The organism is Deltaproteobacteria bacterium (assembly GCA_016208165.1).
In the GTDB taxonomy this organism is placed as follows: Bacteria; Desulfobacterota; Desulfarculia; order JACQYL01; family JACQYL01; genus JACQYL01.
Genome location: JACQYL010000028.1, coordinates 14,828 through 32,738, shown reverse-complemented (window position 1 = coordinate 32,738; position 17,911 = coordinate 14,828). Strand labels below are relative to the sequence as shown.

Annotated in this window: 16 protein-coding genes; 11 read left to right on the top strand and 5 right to left on the bottom strand. The window is 55.2% G+C overall.

Annotated features, from left to right (window positions below; all coding sequences use genetic code 11):
* Nucleotides 1-175 precede the first annotated feature (175 nt).
* The 8 genes from HY788_06055 (at nucleotide 176) to HY788_06020 (ending at nucleotide 8,508) form a co-directional block, all read left to right on the top strand.
* The gene (locus HY788_06055; protein ID MBI4773734.1) at nucleotides 176-946 is read left to right on the top strand and encodes an ABC transporter permease; all 771 of its coding nucleotides are present in this window, start codon (nucleotides 176-178) and stop codon (nucleotides 944-946) included.
* A gap of 29 nt (nucleotides 947-975) precedes the next feature.
* Nucleotides 976-1,722 carry an ABC transporter ATP-binding protein gene (locus tag HY788_06050; protein MBI4773733.1) on the top strand — a complete coding sequence of 249 codons (747 nt, stop codon included), beginning with the start codon at nucleotides 976-978 and terminating at the stop codon, nucleotides 1,720-1,722.
* Between the two features lie 8 nt (nucleotides 1,723-1,730).
* Nucleotides 1,731-3,242, top strand: coding sequence for an MCE family protein (locus tag HY788_06045; protein MBI4773732.1), 1,512 nt, complete (start codon nucleotides 1,731-1,733; stop codon nucleotides 3,240-3,242).
* Between the two features lie 49 nt (nucleotides 3,243-3,291).
* Nucleotides 3,292-4,848, top strand: coding sequence for a PAS domain S-box protein (locus HY788_06040; GenBank protein MBI4773731.1), 1,557 nt, complete (start codon nucleotides 3,292-3,294; stop codon nucleotides 4,846-4,848).
* Nucleotides 4,849-4,895: 47 nt separating this feature from the next.
* A complete protein-coding gene (locus HY788_06035; GenBank protein MBI4773730.1) occupies nucleotides 4,896-6,374 on the top strand; it encodes a response regulator in 1,479 nt (492 codons plus the stop codon).
* A 119-nt stretch (nucleotides 6,375-6,493) separates the two neighbouring features.
* Nucleotides 6,494-6,955, top strand: coding sequence for a universal stress protein (locus HY788_06030; protein ID MBI4773729.1), 462 nt, complete (start codon nucleotides 6,494-6,496; stop codon nucleotides 6,953-6,955).
* A 35-nt stretch (nucleotides 6,956-6,990) separates the two neighbouring features.
* A complete protein-coding gene (locus HY788_06025; protein MBI4773728.1) occupies nucleotides 6,991-7,365 on the top strand; it encodes a response regulator in 375 nt (124 codons plus the stop codon).
* A gap of 24 nt (nucleotides 7,366-7,389) precedes the next feature.
* Entirely contained in the window at nucleotides 7,390-8,508 is a 1,119-nt protein-coding gene (locus HY788_06020) for a hypothetical protein (GenBank protein ID MBI4773727.1), read from the top strand.
* A 39-nt stretch (nucleotides 8,509-8,547) separates the two neighbouring features.
* Here HY788_06020 and HY788_06015 read toward each other — a convergent pair whose 3' ends face one another.
* Together HY788_06015 and HY788_06010 are read right to left on the bottom strand one after the other, a co-directional pair.
* Nucleotides 8,548-9,690 carry an aminotransferase class V-fold PLP-dependent enzyme gene (locus HY788_06015; protein MBI4773726.1) on the bottom strand — a complete coding sequence of 381 codons (1,143 nt, stop codon included), beginning with the start codon at nucleotides 9,688-9,690 and terminating at the stop codon, nucleotides 8,548-8,550.
* Between the two features lie 352 nt (nucleotides 9,691-10,042).
* Nucleotides 10,043-10,231: a hypothetical protein gene (locus tag HY788_06010; GenBank protein ID MBI4773725.1), complete on the bottom strand. Its 189-nt coding sequence runs from the start codon at nucleotides 10,229-10,231 to the stop codon at nucleotides 10,043-10,045.
* On the opposite strand from HY788_06010, the gene nifA reads away from it, so the two are divergent.
* From nifA to HY788_05995, 3 genes are all read left to right on the top strand, one after another.
* Nucleotides 10,225-11,868 (top strand): nif-specific transcriptional activator NifA, encoded by a 1,644-nt coding sequence (gene nifA, locus HY788_06005; GenBank protein MBI4773724.1) that lies wholly within the window; start codon nucleotides 10,225-10,227, stop codon nucleotides 11,866-11,868. The genes HY788_06010 and nifA overlap by 7 nt on opposite strands.
* 316 nt (nucleotides 11,869-12,184) lie before the next feature.
* Complete coding sequence (locus HY788_06000; GenBank protein MBI4773723.1) at nucleotides 12,185-12,988, top strand: hypothetical protein; 804 nt, start codon at nucleotides 12,185-12,187, stop codon at nucleotides 12,986-12,988.
* A 275-nt stretch (nucleotides 12,989-13,263) separates the two neighbouring features.
* A complete protein-coding gene (locus HY788_05995; protein ID MBI4773722.1) occupies nucleotides 13,264-13,959 on the top strand; it encodes a type 1 glutamine amidotransferase in 696 nt (231 codons plus the stop codon).
* Between the two features lie 352 nt (nucleotides 13,960-14,311).
* On the opposite strand, the gene HY788_05990 is transcribed toward HY788_05995, so the two are convergent.
* The 3 genes from HY788_05990 to HY788_05980 form a co-directional block, all read right to left on the bottom strand.
* Nucleotides 14,312-15,637, bottom strand: a complete 1,326-nt coding sequence (locus HY788_05990; protein ID MBI4773721.1) for an ammonium transporter — start codon at nucleotides 15,635-15,637, stop codon at nucleotides 14,312-14,314.
* 138 nt (nucleotides 15,638-15,775) lie between these two features.
* On the bottom strand, nucleotides 15,776-15,928 hold the full coding sequence (locus HY788_05985; protein ID MBI4773720.1) for a hypothetical protein: 153 nt from the start codon (nucleotides 15,926-15,928) through the stop codon (nucleotides 15,776-15,778).
* Nucleotides 15,929-16,213: 285 nt separating this feature from the next.
* Nucleotides 16,214-17,716 carry a pyruvate carboxylase subunit B gene (locus HY788_05980; protein MBI4773719.1) on the bottom strand — a complete coding sequence of 501 codons (1,503 nt, stop codon included), beginning with the start codon at nucleotides 17,714-17,716 and terminating at the stop codon, nucleotides 16,214-16,216.
* Nucleotides 17,717-17,911 lie beyond the last annotated feature (195 nt).

Below are 17,911 nucleotides of genomic sequence, written 5' to 3'. Positions count from 1 at the left end.
TCGTTTGTGCGCCCGGCAGGGCGCACCGTGCGTTCAACCTGGCCAATCTCCATTCGAGTCGTCCCGACAAAAGCGCCCGTAGGCGGTGGATTGCCGGTCCATCGTCCTGCAGGCTTGACGAATGAGAAGTCGTTTAATATACAAGGGAAAATCGTCAGAAGTCCGAAGGAAACCGATGCTCGCGCTTATCGCCCGACTGGGTGGGGCCGCCATCCAGTTCGTTGAGGAAATGGGCAGGATTTTCATCCTGTCGGGTCAGTGCGCCTATTGGATGTTTCGTCCTCCTTTTCGGTTCCGCAACCTGTTTACACAGATGGAGTTCGTAGGGGTCAAATCCATTTTCGTGGTGACCCTCACGGGGGTTTTTACGGGAATGGTATTTGCCCTGCAGAGCTACAAGGGATTTCATCTCTTTGGCGCGGAGAGCCTGGTGGGCCCCGTAGTGACGTTATCCATCACCAGGGAGCTGAGCCCCGTGCTGGCCTCATTAATGGTTACGGGCCGGGCCGGTTCAGCTATGGCGGCGGAACTGGGCTCCATGAAGGTCACCGAACAGATCGACGCCTTGCGGGCCATGGCCGTCAATCCGGTGAAGCATTTGGTGGCGCCCCGCGTGCTGGCGGGCATACTCATGACACCGGTGCTCACGGGGCTCACGGATTTCATCGGCATTGCGGGGGGATACTTTGTGGCAGTGGACCTCATGGGGCTGGACTCGGGTACGTTCATAGGAAAGATCCAGGATTACGTGGTGATCGGGGATATCCTGCATGGACTATATAAGTCCATGTTTTTTGGACTGATTCTAAGTATGATCGGTTGCTACAAGGGTCTTGGCGCCCGTGGCGGCGCCCAGGGCGTGGGACGAGCCACGACGCAATCCGTGGTGATATCGTCCGTGCTGATTCTGGTGTCGGACTATGTTTTTACAGCCCTCACCTTTTAAAGCACGGCAAGTCACGATACGAGATACCCATGATCGAGTTGACCGGTGTGCACAAGTCATTTGGCTCCCAACAGGTGCTTCGAGGCGTGGACTTGAAGGTGCAGCCCGGAAAAATTACGGTCATCATCGGGCGCAGTGGCGGGGGGAAAAGCGTCTTGCTGAAGCACATGATCGGCCTGGTGCGTCCGGACAAGGGGAGCGTTTGGGTCTTTGGAAGCGATCTGGCTGCAATGAACGAGCGGGAGATGGACCCCATCAGGCGACGTATGGGTATGTTGTTCCAGGACGCAGCATTGTTCGATTCGATGACGGTTGGCGAGAACGTGGCGTTTCCCATAAAAGAACACACCAACCTGAGCACCAGGATCGTGGGCGAGATGGTTGCTCAAAAGCTTGAGATGGTGGGCTTGCCGGGCACGGGAAAAAAGATGCCTTCCGAACTGAGCGGAGGCATGAGGAAGCGGGTGGGACTGGCCCGGGCTATTGCGCTCGACCCCGAGGTTCTGTTGTTCGATGAGCCCACAACCGGTCTGGATCCCATTATGGCGGAGGCTATCGACAATCTCATCCGGGAGACCCAAAGCGCCTTGGGCGTCACCGCGGTGGTCATCAGTCACGACATCGCCGGCACGATGCGGATTGCGCATTGTATAGCCCTGTTAAATGAAGGTACAATTGTGGCCGAGGGCACGCCGGAAGAGATCGACGCATGCGCGGATCCCCTGGTCCGGGATTTTCTCCGCTGCCGCTCGGGGGATCCAACCGCCCGGCTTTAAGGAACGGCATGGCCAAGTTTACCCCGGAAGTCAAGGTCGGTTTGTTCGTTTCGGTTGGTCTGCTGTTGGTTGTGTATATGTCGCTGAAAGTGGGGGGACCGAAAAGGGCCGAAGAGCGGGGTTATGACCTTGCAGCCGTGTTTGACACCGCCTCGGGCCTGAAGCCGGATACGCCGGCTGAAATCGCCGGCATCCGGGTGGGGTATGTGGAGGGGATCGAGCTTTACCAAGGCAAAGCCAGAGTTATCCTTAAGATTCGTTCGGGCGTTCAACTGGGTCGGGATACCCAAGCCATGATTCGAACCCGCGGAGTGCTGGGGGACCGCTTTGTCGAGCTGATCCCGGGTGAGGGAAACGAGCCTCCCCTCGGACCGGGAGATGCGATAAATAAGACGACGTCCCAGGTGGATGTGGATGCGTTGCTGATCCAGCTATCATCCATTGCGCAGGACGTGAAGGCTGTGACGGCGTCGCTCCGGGACGCGCTGGGAGGGGACGCGGGTGAACTGGCTCTTCGCGAAATACTGGAAAACACCAAGAAGGTGACCAAATCTCTGAACGCGCTGGTGGAACGGAATACAGAGAACCTGGAACAGATCATGGTGAATTTCAGGGACTTCTCCAGCGATATGAAAGACCTGAGTGGAGTCAACAAAGAAAATATTACGGCGTTGATTACGAATGTGAAGGCGGCTTCCGAAACCATCGAAGAAACGCTGGCGTCTCTGAGAGCCATAGTGGATAAGGTGGGCAGAGGGGAAGGCTCCTTAGGCAGACTTCTATACGATGAAAGCACGGTGGATGAACTGAACGAGACCCTGGTGTCACTGCGAGAGATATCCGGGAAAATCAGCCGGGGAGAGGGCACCATCGGGAAGTTGGTGAACGATCCGAGCACGGCCGAAACATTGGACGAAACACTGACCCGTCTGAACGCAATGGTGGCGCGAGCCGAACGGTTCAGGCTGTTCGTAGGATACCGCGGCGAATACCTGTTCAGCGGCGATGACGTAAAGTCGTATCTGGATGTTCGCATCCAGCCTACGTTCGACAAATACTACCTGCTGAGCATTGTGGACGATCCCGGTGGAAGGCTTCGAACCAAGACTACGGAAACGGTAACGTACCTTCCGGACGGCAGCTCGACCTTCGAACGTATGACCGAAAATCAGGTGGACGAAGATGAGCTGAAGTTTTCCGCGCAGATTGCCAAGCGGTACTATGATACGGTGATTCGTGGAGGCGTGCTCGAATCCACCGGCGGGTTCGGATTGGACCATTATCTGTTTGACGACAATGTGAAACTGACCGCTGAGGCCTTCGATTTTAACAAGGATCGGAATCCTCACGTCAAGTTCTACGTAGACGCTAACTTGTTCGATCATATGTATCTGACAGCGGGCTATGATGACGCATTCAGCGACCAGAGCGAGGAGTCGTTCTTTGTTGGAGTCGGACTTCGGTTCGAAGACGACGACCTGAAGTACCTGCTCACCGGCGCCAGGGTCCCGATTCCCTGAGCGGTAGGCCGGTCCCGTCAAAATAACAGCCCGATAGAGGAGTTTGTTCGTGTCTCATGAGGATCTGGGTTTGATGTGGCTGGATCAGTTGGAGCGTAGTTCCGCGGAAGAAGGCGGTTCAAAGCAGGGGTGGCTCGAGTCATTGGTGCTGTTTCTCTTCGAGATGGGAAACAACGGAATTTTGGTGTTGGACGAGGACTTCCGGGTCGAGTACGCCAATCAGCTGGCAAGTGAAATGACCGGAATGGAGAGATGGCGGCTGATTGGAGCCCAATTCCCATCGCTGCTGAACGAGGCCGACCGGCAATCGTGGTTTCGCCTGCACGAGCGTTTGTGCAAGGCCTCCGATGACTACCCAAGGAGATGCGCCTTGCTTATGCTGGAGTCGCCGGCCGGGACCATCCGGGAGGCGGAAGTGTGCATCGGGTCTCACCGGACCCCGCAAGGCCCGAAGCTGTTCGTACAATTGAGCGATCAAACGGAACACCTCAGAATCTTGAACGAGGTGCGAAAGTCCAACACGTTTTTGTCCAATATCATCAGGAGCTCGGTCGATGGTATTCTCGGCGCGGATACCAAAGGCAGCGTGTTGATTTTCAACGAGGGCGCCGAGCAGTTGCTGGGCTACAGGGCAGACGAAGTTGTGGGCAAAATGCATATAGAAAAGATTTATGCTACTCCTGAAATGGCCCGGGAAGTCATGTCCAAGATCCGAAGCGACGAGTATGGAGGTAAAGGCAAGCTGACGACCATACAGGTGCGCCTTAGGGACCGATCGGGCGAGGAGATCCCCTGCAATCTGTCGGCGGCCATGATCTATGAAGACGGAGAAGAGGTGGCCACGGTCGGAATCTTCACGGACTTGAGGGAACGGTTGAGGATGGAGCGGGAACTTGAGGAAACGCACTTGCAGCTCGTTCAATCCGAAAAAATGGCCTCTCTGGGAAAGCTGGCAGCGGGTGTTGCGCATGAAATCAACAATCCTCTGGGGGGAATCCTGATGTACGCGAGCCTCCTTCTCGAAGGGATGGACGATGACATGCGCAAAGGAGACCTGCAGCATATTGTCGATCAGACGCTTCGATGCAAGGAGATCGTCCAGAATCTGTTGGACTTCAGCCGTCAGTCCGGTAAGGAACGCACTCGATTCAGCCTGAACGAGAGCATTCACAAGGTGGTTTCTCTGTTCAAGAATCAATCTCTGTTCCACAACATCCGTGTTTCCATGGATCTCGACCCCCGGTTGCCGCCCACCGAGGGAGATCCGGGACTCATGAATCAGGTCATCACCAACCTGGTGGTGAACGCCGTCGATGCCATGGAAGGAGAAGGAACGCTTTCGCTCAGATCCTATTATGACAAAGAGCGAAGCATGATCGTTGCTGAAATCGAGGACACCGGAAGCGGCATATCCGAAGAGCATCTTCCCAGGATTTTTGACCCGTTCTTTACGACAAAACGAGTCGGAAAGGGCACCGGCTTGGGCCTAAGTACCGCTTATGGAATTGTGCGTCGACATGGAGGGAACCTTTCGGCGAAAAGCCGATTGGGAGAAGGTGCGACCTTTCGGGTGGAACTACCTGTTTCAAACTCGGAAAGACAATAGATGACCGGCAGCAAGAACGGTCCTAGAGCCAAGGCGGGCAAAGCGCGATGACGGACGAAAAGCCGAAAGTGCTGGTGGTGGACGATGAGATGATTATTCGGGAAGGGTGCGACCGGGCGCTTTCGAAAGACGGCTATCAGGTGTTCAAGGCAGCGAACGGCCGCGAGGGCCTCGACCTGCTCATCGGCGAGAACGCCGACATCATGCTGTTGGATTTGAAGATGCCGGTGATGGACGGTATGGCCGTACTCAAGGAGGTTGCCAGACGGGACCTGCAGGTTCTGATTATCATCATTACCGGCCATGGAACCATCGAGACGGCGGTCCAGTCCATGAAAAGCGGGGCGTACGATTTTATTACAAAGCCTTTCATGCCCGATCAATTGCGGTTTACGGTAAGTCGCGCCTGGGAAAAAATCCGCCTCGAGAGGGAAGCGGCATACCTCCGGGAGGAGCGGGTTCGAAGTCTCCGGGACATTGCCACGGAAAAGAGCCGAATTTCGACCATTATTCAAGCTATGACCGACGGCGTCATTATCGCCGATAACAATTGCGAAATCATACTGAACAACGCCCCCGCCGCTCGATTACTGGGGCTTCGATCAAAAGTGCTGTTGGGCGAGAAACTACTGGACGCCACGGATAATGCCATGCTTGCCGACATGGTCCAGCAAGTACTCGAGTTGTCGGATTCAGCCGTTACTTCCATTACCAAAGAGATGGAGCTGAGAGAGGATATCTATGTGCGGGCGAGTACGGGTCTGGTAAAAGACGAAGAGGGAACGCCCATGGGCACCGTCACGGTGCTTCAAGATATCGGATATATCAAGCAGGTTGAAAGAATGAAGTCCAATTTTGTCGCCATGGTGGCCCACGAGTTGCGGGCTCCACTGGCGGCCGTGCTTCAGAATATGGACCTTTTATTGTCGCAAACCCTCGGACCCGTCAACGCAGCCCAGCAACACGCTCTGGAAAGAGTCAATGTACGAAGCACAAGCCTCTTAAAGTTGGTGAACAACCTGTTGGATCTGTCAAAAATGGAGGCCGGCACGCTGGTTTTGAACAAAGAGCAGTTGGACATGCGGCCCATTATCGAGCGGGTGGTGGATCTGATGCGTGTTCGCGCGGTGGAAAAAGGGTGCAGGATCATCGTTGAAATGCCCGAACACCTGCCGCTCATATTGGCGGATCCTCTCCATATGGAAGGGGTGGTGACGAATCTGATCTCGAACGCCATCCGCTACAACAAGGAGGGCGGCAGCGTCCGCGTATGTGCGGGCAGGGGGGACGATAGTCTTGTGATACAGGTTTCCGACACCGGCATCGGGATCTCGCAAGAGGATTTACCTAAGATCTTCGATCGGTTTTACCGGGTCCGAAGTGACAAGACCCGAAAGATCGACGGTTCCGGCTTGGGGCTTCACATCGTAAAGGGCATTGTAGACGCGCATTTGGGTACCATAAAAGTGGAAAGCGAGCCGGACCGGGGCACCAGGTTCAGGGTTATCATTCCGAGCATAATATAATCTAGGGATACAAACCATTCCATGGCCTTCCGGAATTCGTTGACTATCCGACGCCCGTACTGTAGAATCGTATAACTGATTGAAAGTGCAAATAAACTAGGTTGGGGAAAAGGATTGATATGAAGCTCTTCAAGTCTATCATGTTTTGTACGGACTTTTCCGAGGGCGCGGACCGGGCTTTCGATGTCGCTCTAGAACTGGCGAAAACCAACGGCGCGCGGCTTTTTCTGATGCATGTGATCCCACCGATCGTTTCGCCATCGCCTGCGTTCGAGGAGTTCGTCCCTAACTACTCGTCCATCGAGTTTACCGAACAGGTGATGAACTCTTCACAGGAAAAGATGGCGGAAACCTACGGAGCGCGCTTGGACGGATATACCAACTACGAAGTGCGCGTCGAGAACGGATACCCGTCGAATCGAATTGTGGACTTCGCTGAACAGAACGATGTCGATTTGATCGTCGTGGGCTCCCAAGGGTTAACCGGATTGGCGCACGTGTTTTTCGGAAGCACGGCGGAAAAAGTGGTGAGAAAAGCACCGTGTACCGTCATGTGTGTTCGTCATCGGAGTAAAGAGTAGTCTGTCCTCTTTTTCGCTAAGTGAAGAGAATGGCTGTGCGCATTTTGGTCGTCGACGATGACTACGACATGGTAGAAACCGTCAAGTTGTTTCTCGACGCCCAAGGCTTCGAGGTGACAACGGCCTACGATGGCGAAACCGGCGTTGCGTCCGCCGCAAGGGCGGCCCCCGACCTCTGTCTGCTCGACCTGGTTTTGCCGGACATGGACGGCCGCGAACTCACAAAGGCGATCCGCGGCGTGACCGGATGCGCACGGACCCGTGTTGTACTGCTTACGGCCATGGGGGGACGGAAGGCTGTCGAAGCGTACTTAGGGGACGGGGAAAATTCGGCGGACGCCTATGTGGAAAAACCGGTGAACTTCAAGGAATTGAAATCTTTGATCGAAAAACTCCTCGATACTAGATAGTCGCCGTCCTGCTACAGGATTCTGATGCTTGATCGTCTGCTCGATGGGCTTTCACGGATTCTATCCACTGAAAGGGCATACGTTTTCCTTCTTGATGACGAAGGTAGGGAACTGCTCTGTGTGAATTCCGTCCCGGCTGAGATTCCGGATTTCGACGGCCGGGACGAGCGGCTGTTGCATTTTGTTCGCCACACATCCCGGAGAGTCGGGACGGAAACATTGGAGACTTCGGCAGGGTCTCTTGCGCGGGCGCTAGGTGAACATTCCCGGCTGGACTATATTCCCATTCTCAATCTGAATCGCCCCATTGGGGGCTTGATTCTGGTTGACGGCCCTGCCGGGGCTTCCGGCAGGGAGCTTGACCTTATTTCGCTCTTCCTGACGCAGTGGGGCGGTTTTCTACGAAACTCCGGGGATCCGCGGAAGTTGGGTTTCCCTCCGTCCGAGAAGGGTTCGGCACAGGCGATCAGGAATCGAATGCTGTTCATGGCGCACCAGCTGAAATCTCCGTTAGCCGCGGTTCAGCAGCTTCTCGCCGTGTTGGCCGAGGGCATCGTAGGCGAATTGAATGAAAAACAGAAGGAACTTGTCCAAAGGGCTTTAACTCGAGTGCGTGCTCATCTCGACTTGCTCGGCGACTGGCTCATGGGCGAGAACGCGGCTTTAGGAATAGCCAAGGAACGTTTAGGCCCGGTGAGGGTCAAGGCCGTCCTCGAAGAAGCCGTGAAAACAGCCCGATCCAAGGTGGAGATGAGAGGCGTGCAGGTGGTCCTGCAAGCGTTTGAGCCGGACATCACGGTTCAGGCGGACAAGGAATTGCTTACGAGCGCGTTCCGGCGCGTGATCCATAATGCGATCCAGTTCAGCCCTGATAGTGGGTCGGTCGCGGTTGCTCTTCAAGGAGCACCCAACGGCATACGTATTATAGTTAAAGATCAGGGTCCCGGAGTGGCGCCAAAAGACCTGCCGTTTGTATTCGACGATTTTTTTCACTCGAAGGATCGGGCCTTGCAGGACAAGGTGAATTCAGGAACAGGGTTGTCTCTGGCCAAGAAAGTCATCGAGGCGCACGACGGCTGGATCAGGGTGAGGAACCGTCCCGAGGGTGGATTCGAAACAGAGTTGTTCATTCCCACCGACTAGGCTCATTCGGCCGGCTTTATAAGGCGTTCGGAGGTGGCGTCACGCGGGCGGTATGTTCTTTACCGCCCTTACGGCCGCTTCGATCTCGCTTTCGGTGTTGAAGCCGGAAACACTGAATCTGACCGTGCCCTCCGGCGCCGTGCCCAGCGCCTCGTGCATCAGTGGAGCGCAATGCAAACCCGCCTTCGAGATCACCCCGAAGTCTTTGTACAGCTTCTGAGAGAGCAGATCCGGTTTCCAACCATCGAGACGAATTGAAACAATCGGAGTCCGGAGACCATGTCCGTCCGCATCGACGACATCGACGCCCGGAACGGACGCCAGCGCATTCCTTAGAAGATCCGCCAGTGTTCGGGCGCGTCGGGCGAATTCCGCCCCATGACGTTCCTGCCATTGGAGCGCCTGCGCCAGCCCTGCGAATGCTGCCGCACTGGGGCTGCCGGCTTCGAGCCGGGCCGGCATGATCTCAGGTTGGGTCAAGGTGTGGCATTGGATGTCGGTTCCACCGACACAAAACGGCTCGAGGTCCAGTCCGGGGCGTACATAGAGTCCCCCTACGCCGGGAGGACCGTGCAGGCATTTATGGGCGGTGAACGCCACCAGGTCGGCGTGAAGGTGTTCGGCATGGCAAGTGATCTGTCCCAGGGTCTGAGCCGCATCCAACAGAGTGAAGGCGCCCGATGCTCTTGCAAGTCGAAACAGCCTCTCCGCTTCGTTGATGCGCCCGGTTACGTTGGAGGCATGGTTCAGAATTAGCAGGGTCGGGCCTTCCCGTAAGGCGGCTTCGGCTCGGGCCATGTCAAGAGCTCCTTCCGGCCCGAGCCCGACAGGGACGATCCGGATCCCCGGATATCGCCTCTTCAGGCGATACAGGGGACGAAGCGCGGAACTGTGCTCCGTGACGGTGCAAACCACGCGGGAATCATTGTTCAATCCGAGACCGAAGATAGCCACGTTCAAAGCAAAAGTGGCGTCCTGGGTCAGGACGACACGCGACGGGTCGGCAACCTTCAGCATTGCGGCCAGTCTTTGACGGCATTCGGATGCGACATCGGGATGCCGATCCCCGCTCGAGTCCGCCGGAGTAGGCATGGCGTCGAGGAATCCCTTGACGACCTGCGATACGCCTGGAGCCAAGGGCCACGCCGCCCCTGCATTATTCAAATAAACCGGTCGGTCCATGGTGCTTCTCTGTGGAAACTCCTGTTAGAAACGCCCAAACGACGCGAAAGGTTTTCAGCGTTCGTGTTTCTTGAGGACTCCAGTCGTAACTCAGACTGGAATAATCATGAAATTGATTCAAGCTGTACTTAAAGGCTATTCCGTTTGCCGTCCTATAGATAAAACGCGGAAATTTGGAGAAGGAAACCTATCCGACGGTTTAGCCCTTTGCCCCAATGGCCCGCGTTCTGCCCAGGCTAGAGACCATGCCGTCAAACGCTCACTTGCTCTTGGATGTCTGAAGCCTCGAAATGTATGATAGCCGTTTGAGTTCCGTTTATAAACACCAAATCGTTTCCTAGGTTCTCGCCGTTCATTGTGGCTTTAGAAGCGGACAGCCGGTATCGCCTAGGACCCGGACCAATGGCCACAGGTGCGCAGAAAGCGGCGACGCGCCGTTCTCCTTGGTGATGCGCCGGTTGCGATAGGTCTCGTTCGGATCACCTTTTTGGAAATCACGCTTGACCTGGCTTAAAATGTGCCCTAATGTTTTAACTGCCATGCATCTTTTTTTCCTATAACGCTACGGTGGATGTTGTAGTGCAAGCGCTGGACAGTCGAATTCCGAGGGAATCGTTCGTGAACGGACAGGACCGGCCTGAAGTCAGGCGTGAAGTACAAGAGCTTTCGCTTCTTTTTGAAATAAGTCAGATGTTGGACTCGAACACCGACCTTCGTGAGGTGGTGGACTCGGTGTTGAAGTCCATATCCATTCACATGGGTATGGAAAGAGGCACCCTGACGCTCTTGGATTGGGAGACCGGAGAGATTTATATCGAAGCGGCCCACGGGCTTTCGCCGGAACAGCAGGACCGGGGCAGATATCAACGCGGTGAAGGTGTAACGGGAAAGGTAGTTCAGACCGGCAAGCCCATGATTGTGCCGTGTATTTCCGATGAACCGTTGTTTCTCGACCGTACGGGGGTGCGCAAACACTTACCCAAGAAAGACATCGCTTTTCTCTGCGTTCCCATCAAACTGGGCAACGAAGTCATTGGCGCGTTGAGCGTGGACCGGCTGTTTCGTGAGCAGGTTTCACTGGAGGAGGATGTCCGGCTGCTATCGATCATCGCCTCCATGATTGCCCGAGCGGTTCGTTTGCGGCAGGAAATGCAGATCGAGAAACGGCGGCTGCAACAAGAAAATATCCGGCTGAGAAAGGAGCTGAAGGGGCGCTACCGGCCGGACAATATTATAGGCAACTCGAAAGCGATGCACGAAGTCTTCGAATTGATGGCCCAAGTTTCCGGAAGCGACACGACCGTACTGATTCTGGGTGAGAGCGGAACCGGAAAGGAACTGGTGGCCAATGCCATTCATTATAACAGCCCTCGCGGAGGCAAACCTTTTGTAAAAGTGAACTGCGCGGCTCTCCCTGAGACGCTGCTCGAGAGCGAACTTTTCGGACATGAAAGAGGAGCGTTTACCGGCGCATTGGCTCGCCGTATCGGACGTTTCGAAATGGCCAATGAGGGGAGTATTTTCCTGGACGAGATTGGTGATTTTTCAATGGCGACCCAGGTCCGCCTTCTACGGGCGCTCCAGGAAAAGGAATTCGAGCGGCTGGGTGGGACCAAGACCGTCAAAGCGGATGTCCGAGTCATCGCAGCCACCCACCGGGACCTCGAAGAGTTGATTCGACAGGGGAAGTTTCGAGAAGATTTATATTACAGGCTCAATGTGTTTCCCATCCGTATGCCGCCTCTAAGGGAGCGAAAATCGGATATCCTGTTACTCGCCGACCATTTTGTGGAAAGATACGCCAAGGCCAATAAGAAGAATATCCGAAGGATCTCCACCCCGGCCATTGACATGCTCATGAGCTACCACTGGCCGGGAAATGTCCGGGAGTTGGAGAATTGCATCGAGCGCGCCGTATTGCTGAGCACCGACGATGTCATTCGGGGGCATCAGCTTCCCCCGACACTGCAGACGGCGGAAGCCAGCGGCACGCCTCACCGGGGTACTCTCGATGCGGCCGTGCAGACCGTCGAGCGCGAGCTGATTATCGACTCCCTCAAGTCTTCGGGGGGGAACAAGGCCAGGGCCGCCAGGGAATTGGGGATATCCGAGAGATTGATGGGGTTGAGGGTCAGCAAGTACGGGATTGACATCCAGCGGTTTCGTACATCGAAGTAGCTTTTACAGTCCGAAATCTACCGTACGGTAGGGTCACCCGGAAACCTTGCGACAATACCCTGTAACGGTCGGGCGCTCATGCGCGGATTCTCGGTGATTCAGGCTCGTTGAGTTCTTGAGATCGTTTTGGTATGAGGTTTGCCTATGGTTTGTTTTCGTGCGTAAATGGGTAATCGTATGCTTTTCCAACCATTCAAGTTTCTCAATGTGGAGACGAAGGGGAGGAGGTGCGGAACGACTTTGGAGAGCGCCGTTTGCGGGCAAGTGTCGTATGTTTTGACCGTAAATCAGAAATAGAGACTGAAGGAGAAGAGAGATGAGAAAAGGAAAGCTGGGTGTACTTTATATAATTGCGTGCTTCTTGCTGTGCTTTGCACTGGTGATGCCGAGCTATGCGGAAGAGCAAACCCCGTGGGCTGATGCCTCGGTTTCGGTTTTGACCGCCTATATCTGGCGAGGGATCGAGCTGAGCAGAGACAGCATTGTGGTGCAACCCACCATGAGCGTCGGATATTATGGATTTTACGCCAACTTCTGGGCGAACATAGACACCAATCCGTATACCGCCGACGATGAAGGCGCCAATGCTAAGTGGAACGAGAGCGATTTTACGATCGCGTATGGAACCAGCTTTGGTATCCTGAATGTCGAGGGCGGTTATATCTACTATGCTCTGGACAGCGTGGACGATTCGCAGGAGGTTTTCGCCAGTTTAGGTGTGGACACCATCCTTTCCCCCACGCTCACGGTATATAAGGAATTCGCGCGGTATCCGAGTTGGTATTTCCTGTTTGGGATATCCCATTCCTTCGCATTTACCGATTTCATGTCTCTGGACCTTTCGGCGTCCGCAAGTTATTTGTTGAGCGACGACGCGGATGATTATCCGGAAGTCAACGACAACGGGGAACCGACCGGAGATGAGTTCAGCAATTTCCACGATGGGGTTCTTTCGGCCAGCCTGCCGATTTCGTTTGCAAAATATTTTACGGTTGCGCCGACGATTTCCTACGTGTTCCCAATCACGGACGATGCCAAGAATCAGATGCAATTCTTCAGCAAAAACGGTGAAAGCGATCAATTCGTGTACGGCGGCATATCCGTCGGATTCGCATTTTAACCCCGGCGAGAAGCGACTCTTGCCCCTGAGCGACGGCGCTATTCCGAAAGCTTAAGATCGCTTTGATCTTGCTTTCTTAGAACAAACGACAAACGATTGCCCAAGCCTTCGTCCGATTATCCAACCGCGGGCTCGTCCTTTCGACGAGTCCGCGTTCTTTGTCGGCTGGGCGCGTACCGGCAAACGATTCGTGCACACGCTCGGACCCCGGGTGATCAAGGGGTCCTGACTTTTTCTGCGGGTGATAAACAGATAACGGATGGTGTGAGGTTGTCGTGAGAGTGGGCATACTGCAGCACACGGATTTAGATGGACCCGGCGCCCTCGGCGCGTACCTTCAATCCGCAGGAGTTGACGTGTCCATAATCAAACTCTATGAGGGTGAGGCTTTACCGAGTGAGAGCTCGCCCTGGCACGCGGTGGTCTCCCTGGGAGGTTCGATGCACGCCTGGGAGGATGCCGAGTTCCCTTTTCTGCCTCGGGAGACGAGCTTCCTGGCCGGCATGATCGATCGGGGAATTCCCGTGCTGGGCATATGCCTGGGCGCTCAACTGATTGCCAGGGCCTGTGGCTGCCGAGTGCATCCTGCCGCCAAAGAGGAGATCGGATGGCGAGCCGTGACCCTAACGGAGATGGGGTCCAAAGACCCTCTGTTCTCGGGGATTGCCGATAAGCTGCTGGTCCTCCAATATCACTATGACACCTTCGAACTGCCTGCTCGGGGCGAACTCCTTGGGACTTCCATGGACTGCCGAAACCAGGCTTTTCGATTGGGCAATACTTACGGCGTTCAATTTCATCCTGAAATCAACCGCGAAATTCTGGCGGAGTGGTTCTCGGAGCGGCCGGAGCGTGAACAGGTCCTGAGTGAATACGAGCGCGTCAAAGAGGCTTTCTTTCGTCAGAATCAACGAATCTATGAGAACTTCCTGTCCATTATCAGAACTTGGAAGACGGCGACGACCGTATAGTCGCTCAACGTACCATCCGGTTTTCCCGCCTGGACGATTCACGACATCTTCTTTCACCGTCAGTCAATGCTGATGAGATTTGGATATTGAAAGATCGCCGGCGGCCTGCAGGATGACCCGGGATCGGGAGTATGGTTTCGGGATATGATCCGGCTTGCCGGGCCTCCTTCGCGCCGCCGCGCCGGGCCGAACAAATTTGACCATGACTACGGGGGCTGTCGATAAGAGCCCCCGGGAACCGATTTCAAAAAGATCTCCGCGCTCCGTCGGAGATTTCGGACGAAGCGCGGAGGTACGGGGTTGAGAGGATTATAACGCTTTACGACCCGGAAACCGGATGTCGGGTCCGGTGTTAGAGTCGGCTCACGGAGGTCTGAAAATCGGGATACGCGCTCGCGCCGTGTTCGTGGAAGTCCAGACCGTCGGTTTCTTCCTCGGGCGATACGCGAAGGCCGACGATCAGGTCGATCAATTTGAACACAATCAGCCCCATACCAAAGGCCCAAACGAACGCGCCGCCGATTCCGATCAACTGCACTCCAATGATTTTCAAGGAAAAGCCGTCGATGTTGAATAGACCCGCAGCCAACGTTCCCCATGCGCCGCATACACCGTGCACGGAAACGGCTCCAACGGGATCGTCAACCTTGATTTTGTCGAAGAAGAGCACCGAAAGCACCACGATTACACCTGCTATCGCGCCTATGATCACGGAACTCAAAGGCGTCACGTTGTTGCACGGAGCCGTTATGGCCACGAGTCCGGCCAGGGCCCCGTTCAGGCTCATGCCCACATCCGGTTTTCCGAACCGGCACCAGGCGGTGATCATGGCGGTTAGGCATCCTGCGGCTCCTGCCAGGTTGGTATTCACAAAAATCCACGAAATGTCTTTTATGGCCGCGGTCGTAGAACCGGGGTTGAATCCGAACCAGCCCATCCACAGGATGAATGTCCCCAATGCGGCCAGAGGAAGATTGTGACCGGGTATGGGTTTGACACGTCCATCCTGAGTGAATTTTCCAATCCGGGGTCCAAGGGTAATGGCCCCCGCCAGTGCGACCCACCCACCGACGGAATGGACCACGGTGGATCCGGCGAAGTCGATGAATCCCAGTTGCTCCAGCCATCCGTTGCCCTTGAACAGGCTGCCCCAGGCCCAGCTTCCGAAGACGGGATAGATGATGATGCTCACGATCGCGCTGTAAACCAGATAAGCGATGAATTTGGTTCGCTCGGCCATGGCGCCGGAAACGATGGTCGCTGCGGTGGCGGCAAAGACGACTTGAAACATCCAGAATGCCAGTATCCAGGGGTCCCCGCCGGGCGCATAGTCACTCAGAAAGAAACCGGAAGTCCCGAACCAGCCGGTGCTGCTTACCCCGAACATGATGCCGAATCCAATAGCCCAGTAGGCCAGTGATCCGATGGCAAAGTCCATGAGATTCTTCATCATGATGTTCACGGCGTTCTTGGCGCGAGTGTACCCTGTTTCCACCATTGCGAAACCGGCTTGCATGAAGAAAACGAGCGCCGCCGCAACCAGAGTCCAGACGTAATCCGCGTGGGTCTGTACAGCGTCGATGGCTTCCTTGTTACTCAATACGGTAGGAGCCGCCTCTTCGGCAAACGCTAATACGGGTAACGCCAATACAGCCCCCACCATGATGAAGCGTTTCATTGTTCTCAAAAGTAACTGTGTATCCATCTTTTTTCTCCTGTTGGTTCTTCCAAAAATTTCTTGATGCTCCGTTGGAGGTAAAAAAAGCCGGCGCCGTAGTAACGCCTCGGGGAAAGTTACGCGTCCGGCGACGTCGCGTTATAAGGCATCTTTGCCTTGTTCCCCTGTGCGCACCCTAAGCGCCGACTCCACTTTGAAGACAAATATTTTACCGTCGCCGCTTCGACCTTGAACATGGCTTTTCTCCTTTCCTGTTTGGATGCCTTCTAAATCAAGAGATATGCCAAAAATGCAGTCGGGTCGCTGGTCCGGCTAACATATTGATATCGAAATGAAACACAGGATTGGAAGTCACGGACAGGGGAACGACGTCGCATCAAAACGCCCTACTAAACCGTAGGCGCCCTACTGCTTTCCAACCAAAATGTAGGCTTTTGCACCAAGGAATTACCGGAGGAGATGATCAGGAGCCGGAACGGAATAGAGGGGATTACACAAAAAAGGGAGACCGTGTGGCTGCAAGGTCTCCCTTTTGGGATGATTCGAGGCGATGGAAGGTCTTAGGAAGATTCTGGGCTACTTCAGTCCTGAAGCCGCGCAGACTTGAGCTATCGCGTTGGCCATGGCTTCGTCCTCTTTCCGGATGTCTTCCAGGGTTTTGGGGAGCACCTCGGGCGGCTTTTCTTCCACCCCGTATTTCCATTTGAGATATTGCTTCCCCGTTGCCGGATACAGTGCGGCGATCAGCACGTCGTAGTCGTCTTTCGCCAGGTCCCTGACCTGCTCCCGTACGCCATCCAGTTCCGGCTCGAGATAGTCGGCGGCTCGGCCCGTAACCGGGGTCGTCCCGCGCTTGTATCCTTTCAGAACGATCTTCTGGATCTCGGGATCGATGGGCGTGGGCGTCTTCCCGTATAGACCGTACACCAGGTCCTTGACCTGGTTCGTGACCATCTTGTACTTGCCGAACAGCACGTTGAGAACCGCCTGCACACCGACGATCTGGGATGTGGGGGTGACGAGAGGCGGTGTGCCAAGCTCTCTACGAGTTTTGGGAACTTCTTCATACACCTCCTGGAGCCGGTGCAACGCCTTGGCCTCCTTGAGCTGGTTGACCAGGTTCGAGATCATGCCGCCGGGCACCTGGTGCACCAAAACCCCCGTGTCGATAACGGACATTCTGTGTTTGGCCAGATAATCGCGATACTTGGGCGCCACGGACTCCATATATTCATCCATCTCGAGCAGCGTGTTGAGGTCGATACCCGTGTCCCGGTCCGTCCCATACAGCGTGGCCACAATGGGTTCCACCGCCGGCTGGGAGGTCCGCAGGGCGAAAGGCGCCAGACAAGTGTCCACAATATCCACCCCTGCCTGGATGGCCTCGAGATAGGCCATGGAAGCCATGCCGCTGGTGTAATGGGTGTGGAGGTGAATCGGGACCTTGATCTCTTTCTTGAGGGCCGTGACCAACCTACGGATGTCCAGGGGCGCCATGATCCCGGCCATGTCCTTGATACACAGCGTGTCCGCTCCCATGTCCTCGAGTTCCCTGGCTTTGGACAGGTAGTATCCCAGATTGTACACCTCTCCGCCCATGCCGCGTTCCGTCAGCGAGTAACAGATGGTGGCTTCGAAGTGCTTGTTATTCGCCTTGATCCGCTCGACGCAGGTTTCAAAGTTGCGAAAATCGTTCAGTGCATCGAACACGCGAAATATATCGATTCCCACTTCGGCGGCCTTGTCCACAAAAAGCCTGGCCACGTCGTCGGCGTAATTGCGATACCCCACGAGGTTCTGGCCTCGAAGCAGCATGGAAAACGGAGTTTTCTTGATGTACTTTTTGAGGGTTCTTACCCGCTCGAAGGGGTCTTCGGCCAGAAAACGGTGCATGGTATCGAACGTGGCGCCCCCCCATACTTCCATGGCCCAGAATCCCATGCCGTCCATTTTTTCGGCGATGGGGAGCATGTCCTCCGTCCTCATCCGGGTGGCCAGCAACGACTGGTGTCCGTCACGGAATGTGTTGTCTTGAATCTTCAGTGGGTTTTTATTCCCGCTATCCATAAATTCGCTCATAGTAGACCTTTCTTTGATTCTCCTGTCCGGCTCTAAGGCAGTCTTGAGGAAAACCGGTTCGGCCGTTCCTGCGGGGCAAGGAACATGAAGGCTCCGCCTGCCTGAGGCCGGGATTCGTATTGTAATCTCCGGTTTGGTAGGGAGCACCGCCTGATTCCCGCGACGGTTTACGGATGGAACGATATCGCATTTCCC

Bases quoted from the DNA above. Each gene is read 5' to 3' on its own strand.
- HY788_06015 (MBI4773726.1), bottom strand. From the start codon at position 9,690: ATGGACCGACCGGTTTATTTGAATAATGCAGGGGCGGCGTGGCCCTTG.
- HY788_06030 (MBI4773729.1), top strand. From the start codon at position 6,494: ATGAAGCTCTTCAAGTCTATCATGTTTTGTACGGACTTTTCCGAGGGC.
- HY788_06000 (MBI4773723.1), top strand. From the start codon at position 12,185: ATGAGAAAAGGAAAGCTGGGTGTACTTTATATAATTGCGTGCTTCTTG.
- HY788_06010 (MBI4773725.1), bottom strand. From the start codon at position 10,231: ATGGCAGTTAAAACATTAGGGCACATTTTAAGCCAGGTCAAGCGTGAT.
- HY788_05990 (MBI4773721.1), bottom strand. From the start codon at position 15,637: ATGAAACGCTTCATCATGGTGGGGGCTGTATTGGCGTTACCCGTATTA.
- HY788_06035 (MBI4773730.1), top strand. From the start codon at position 4,896: ATGACGGACGAAAAGCCGAAAGTGCTGGTGGTGGACGATGAGATGATT.
- HY788_05980 (MBI4773719.1), bottom strand. From the start codon at position 17,716: ATGAGCGAATTTATGGATAGCGGGAATAAAAACCCACTGAAGATTCAA.
- HY788_06020 (MBI4773727.1), top strand. From the start codon at position 7,390: ATGCTTGATCGTCTGCTCGATGGGCTTTCACGGATTCTATCCACTGAA.
- HY788_06045 (MBI4773732.1), top strand. From the start codon at position 1,731: ATGGCCAAGTTTACCCCGGAAGTCAAGGTCGGTTTGTTCGTTTCGGTT.
- HY788_06050 (MBI4773733.1), top strand. From the start codon at position 976: ATGATCGAGTTGACCGGTGTGCACAAGTCATTTGGCTCCCAACAGGTG.
- HY788_06055 (MBI4773734.1), top strand. From the start codon at position 176: ATGCTCGCGCTTATCGCCCGACTGGGTGGGGCCGCCATCCAGTTCGTT.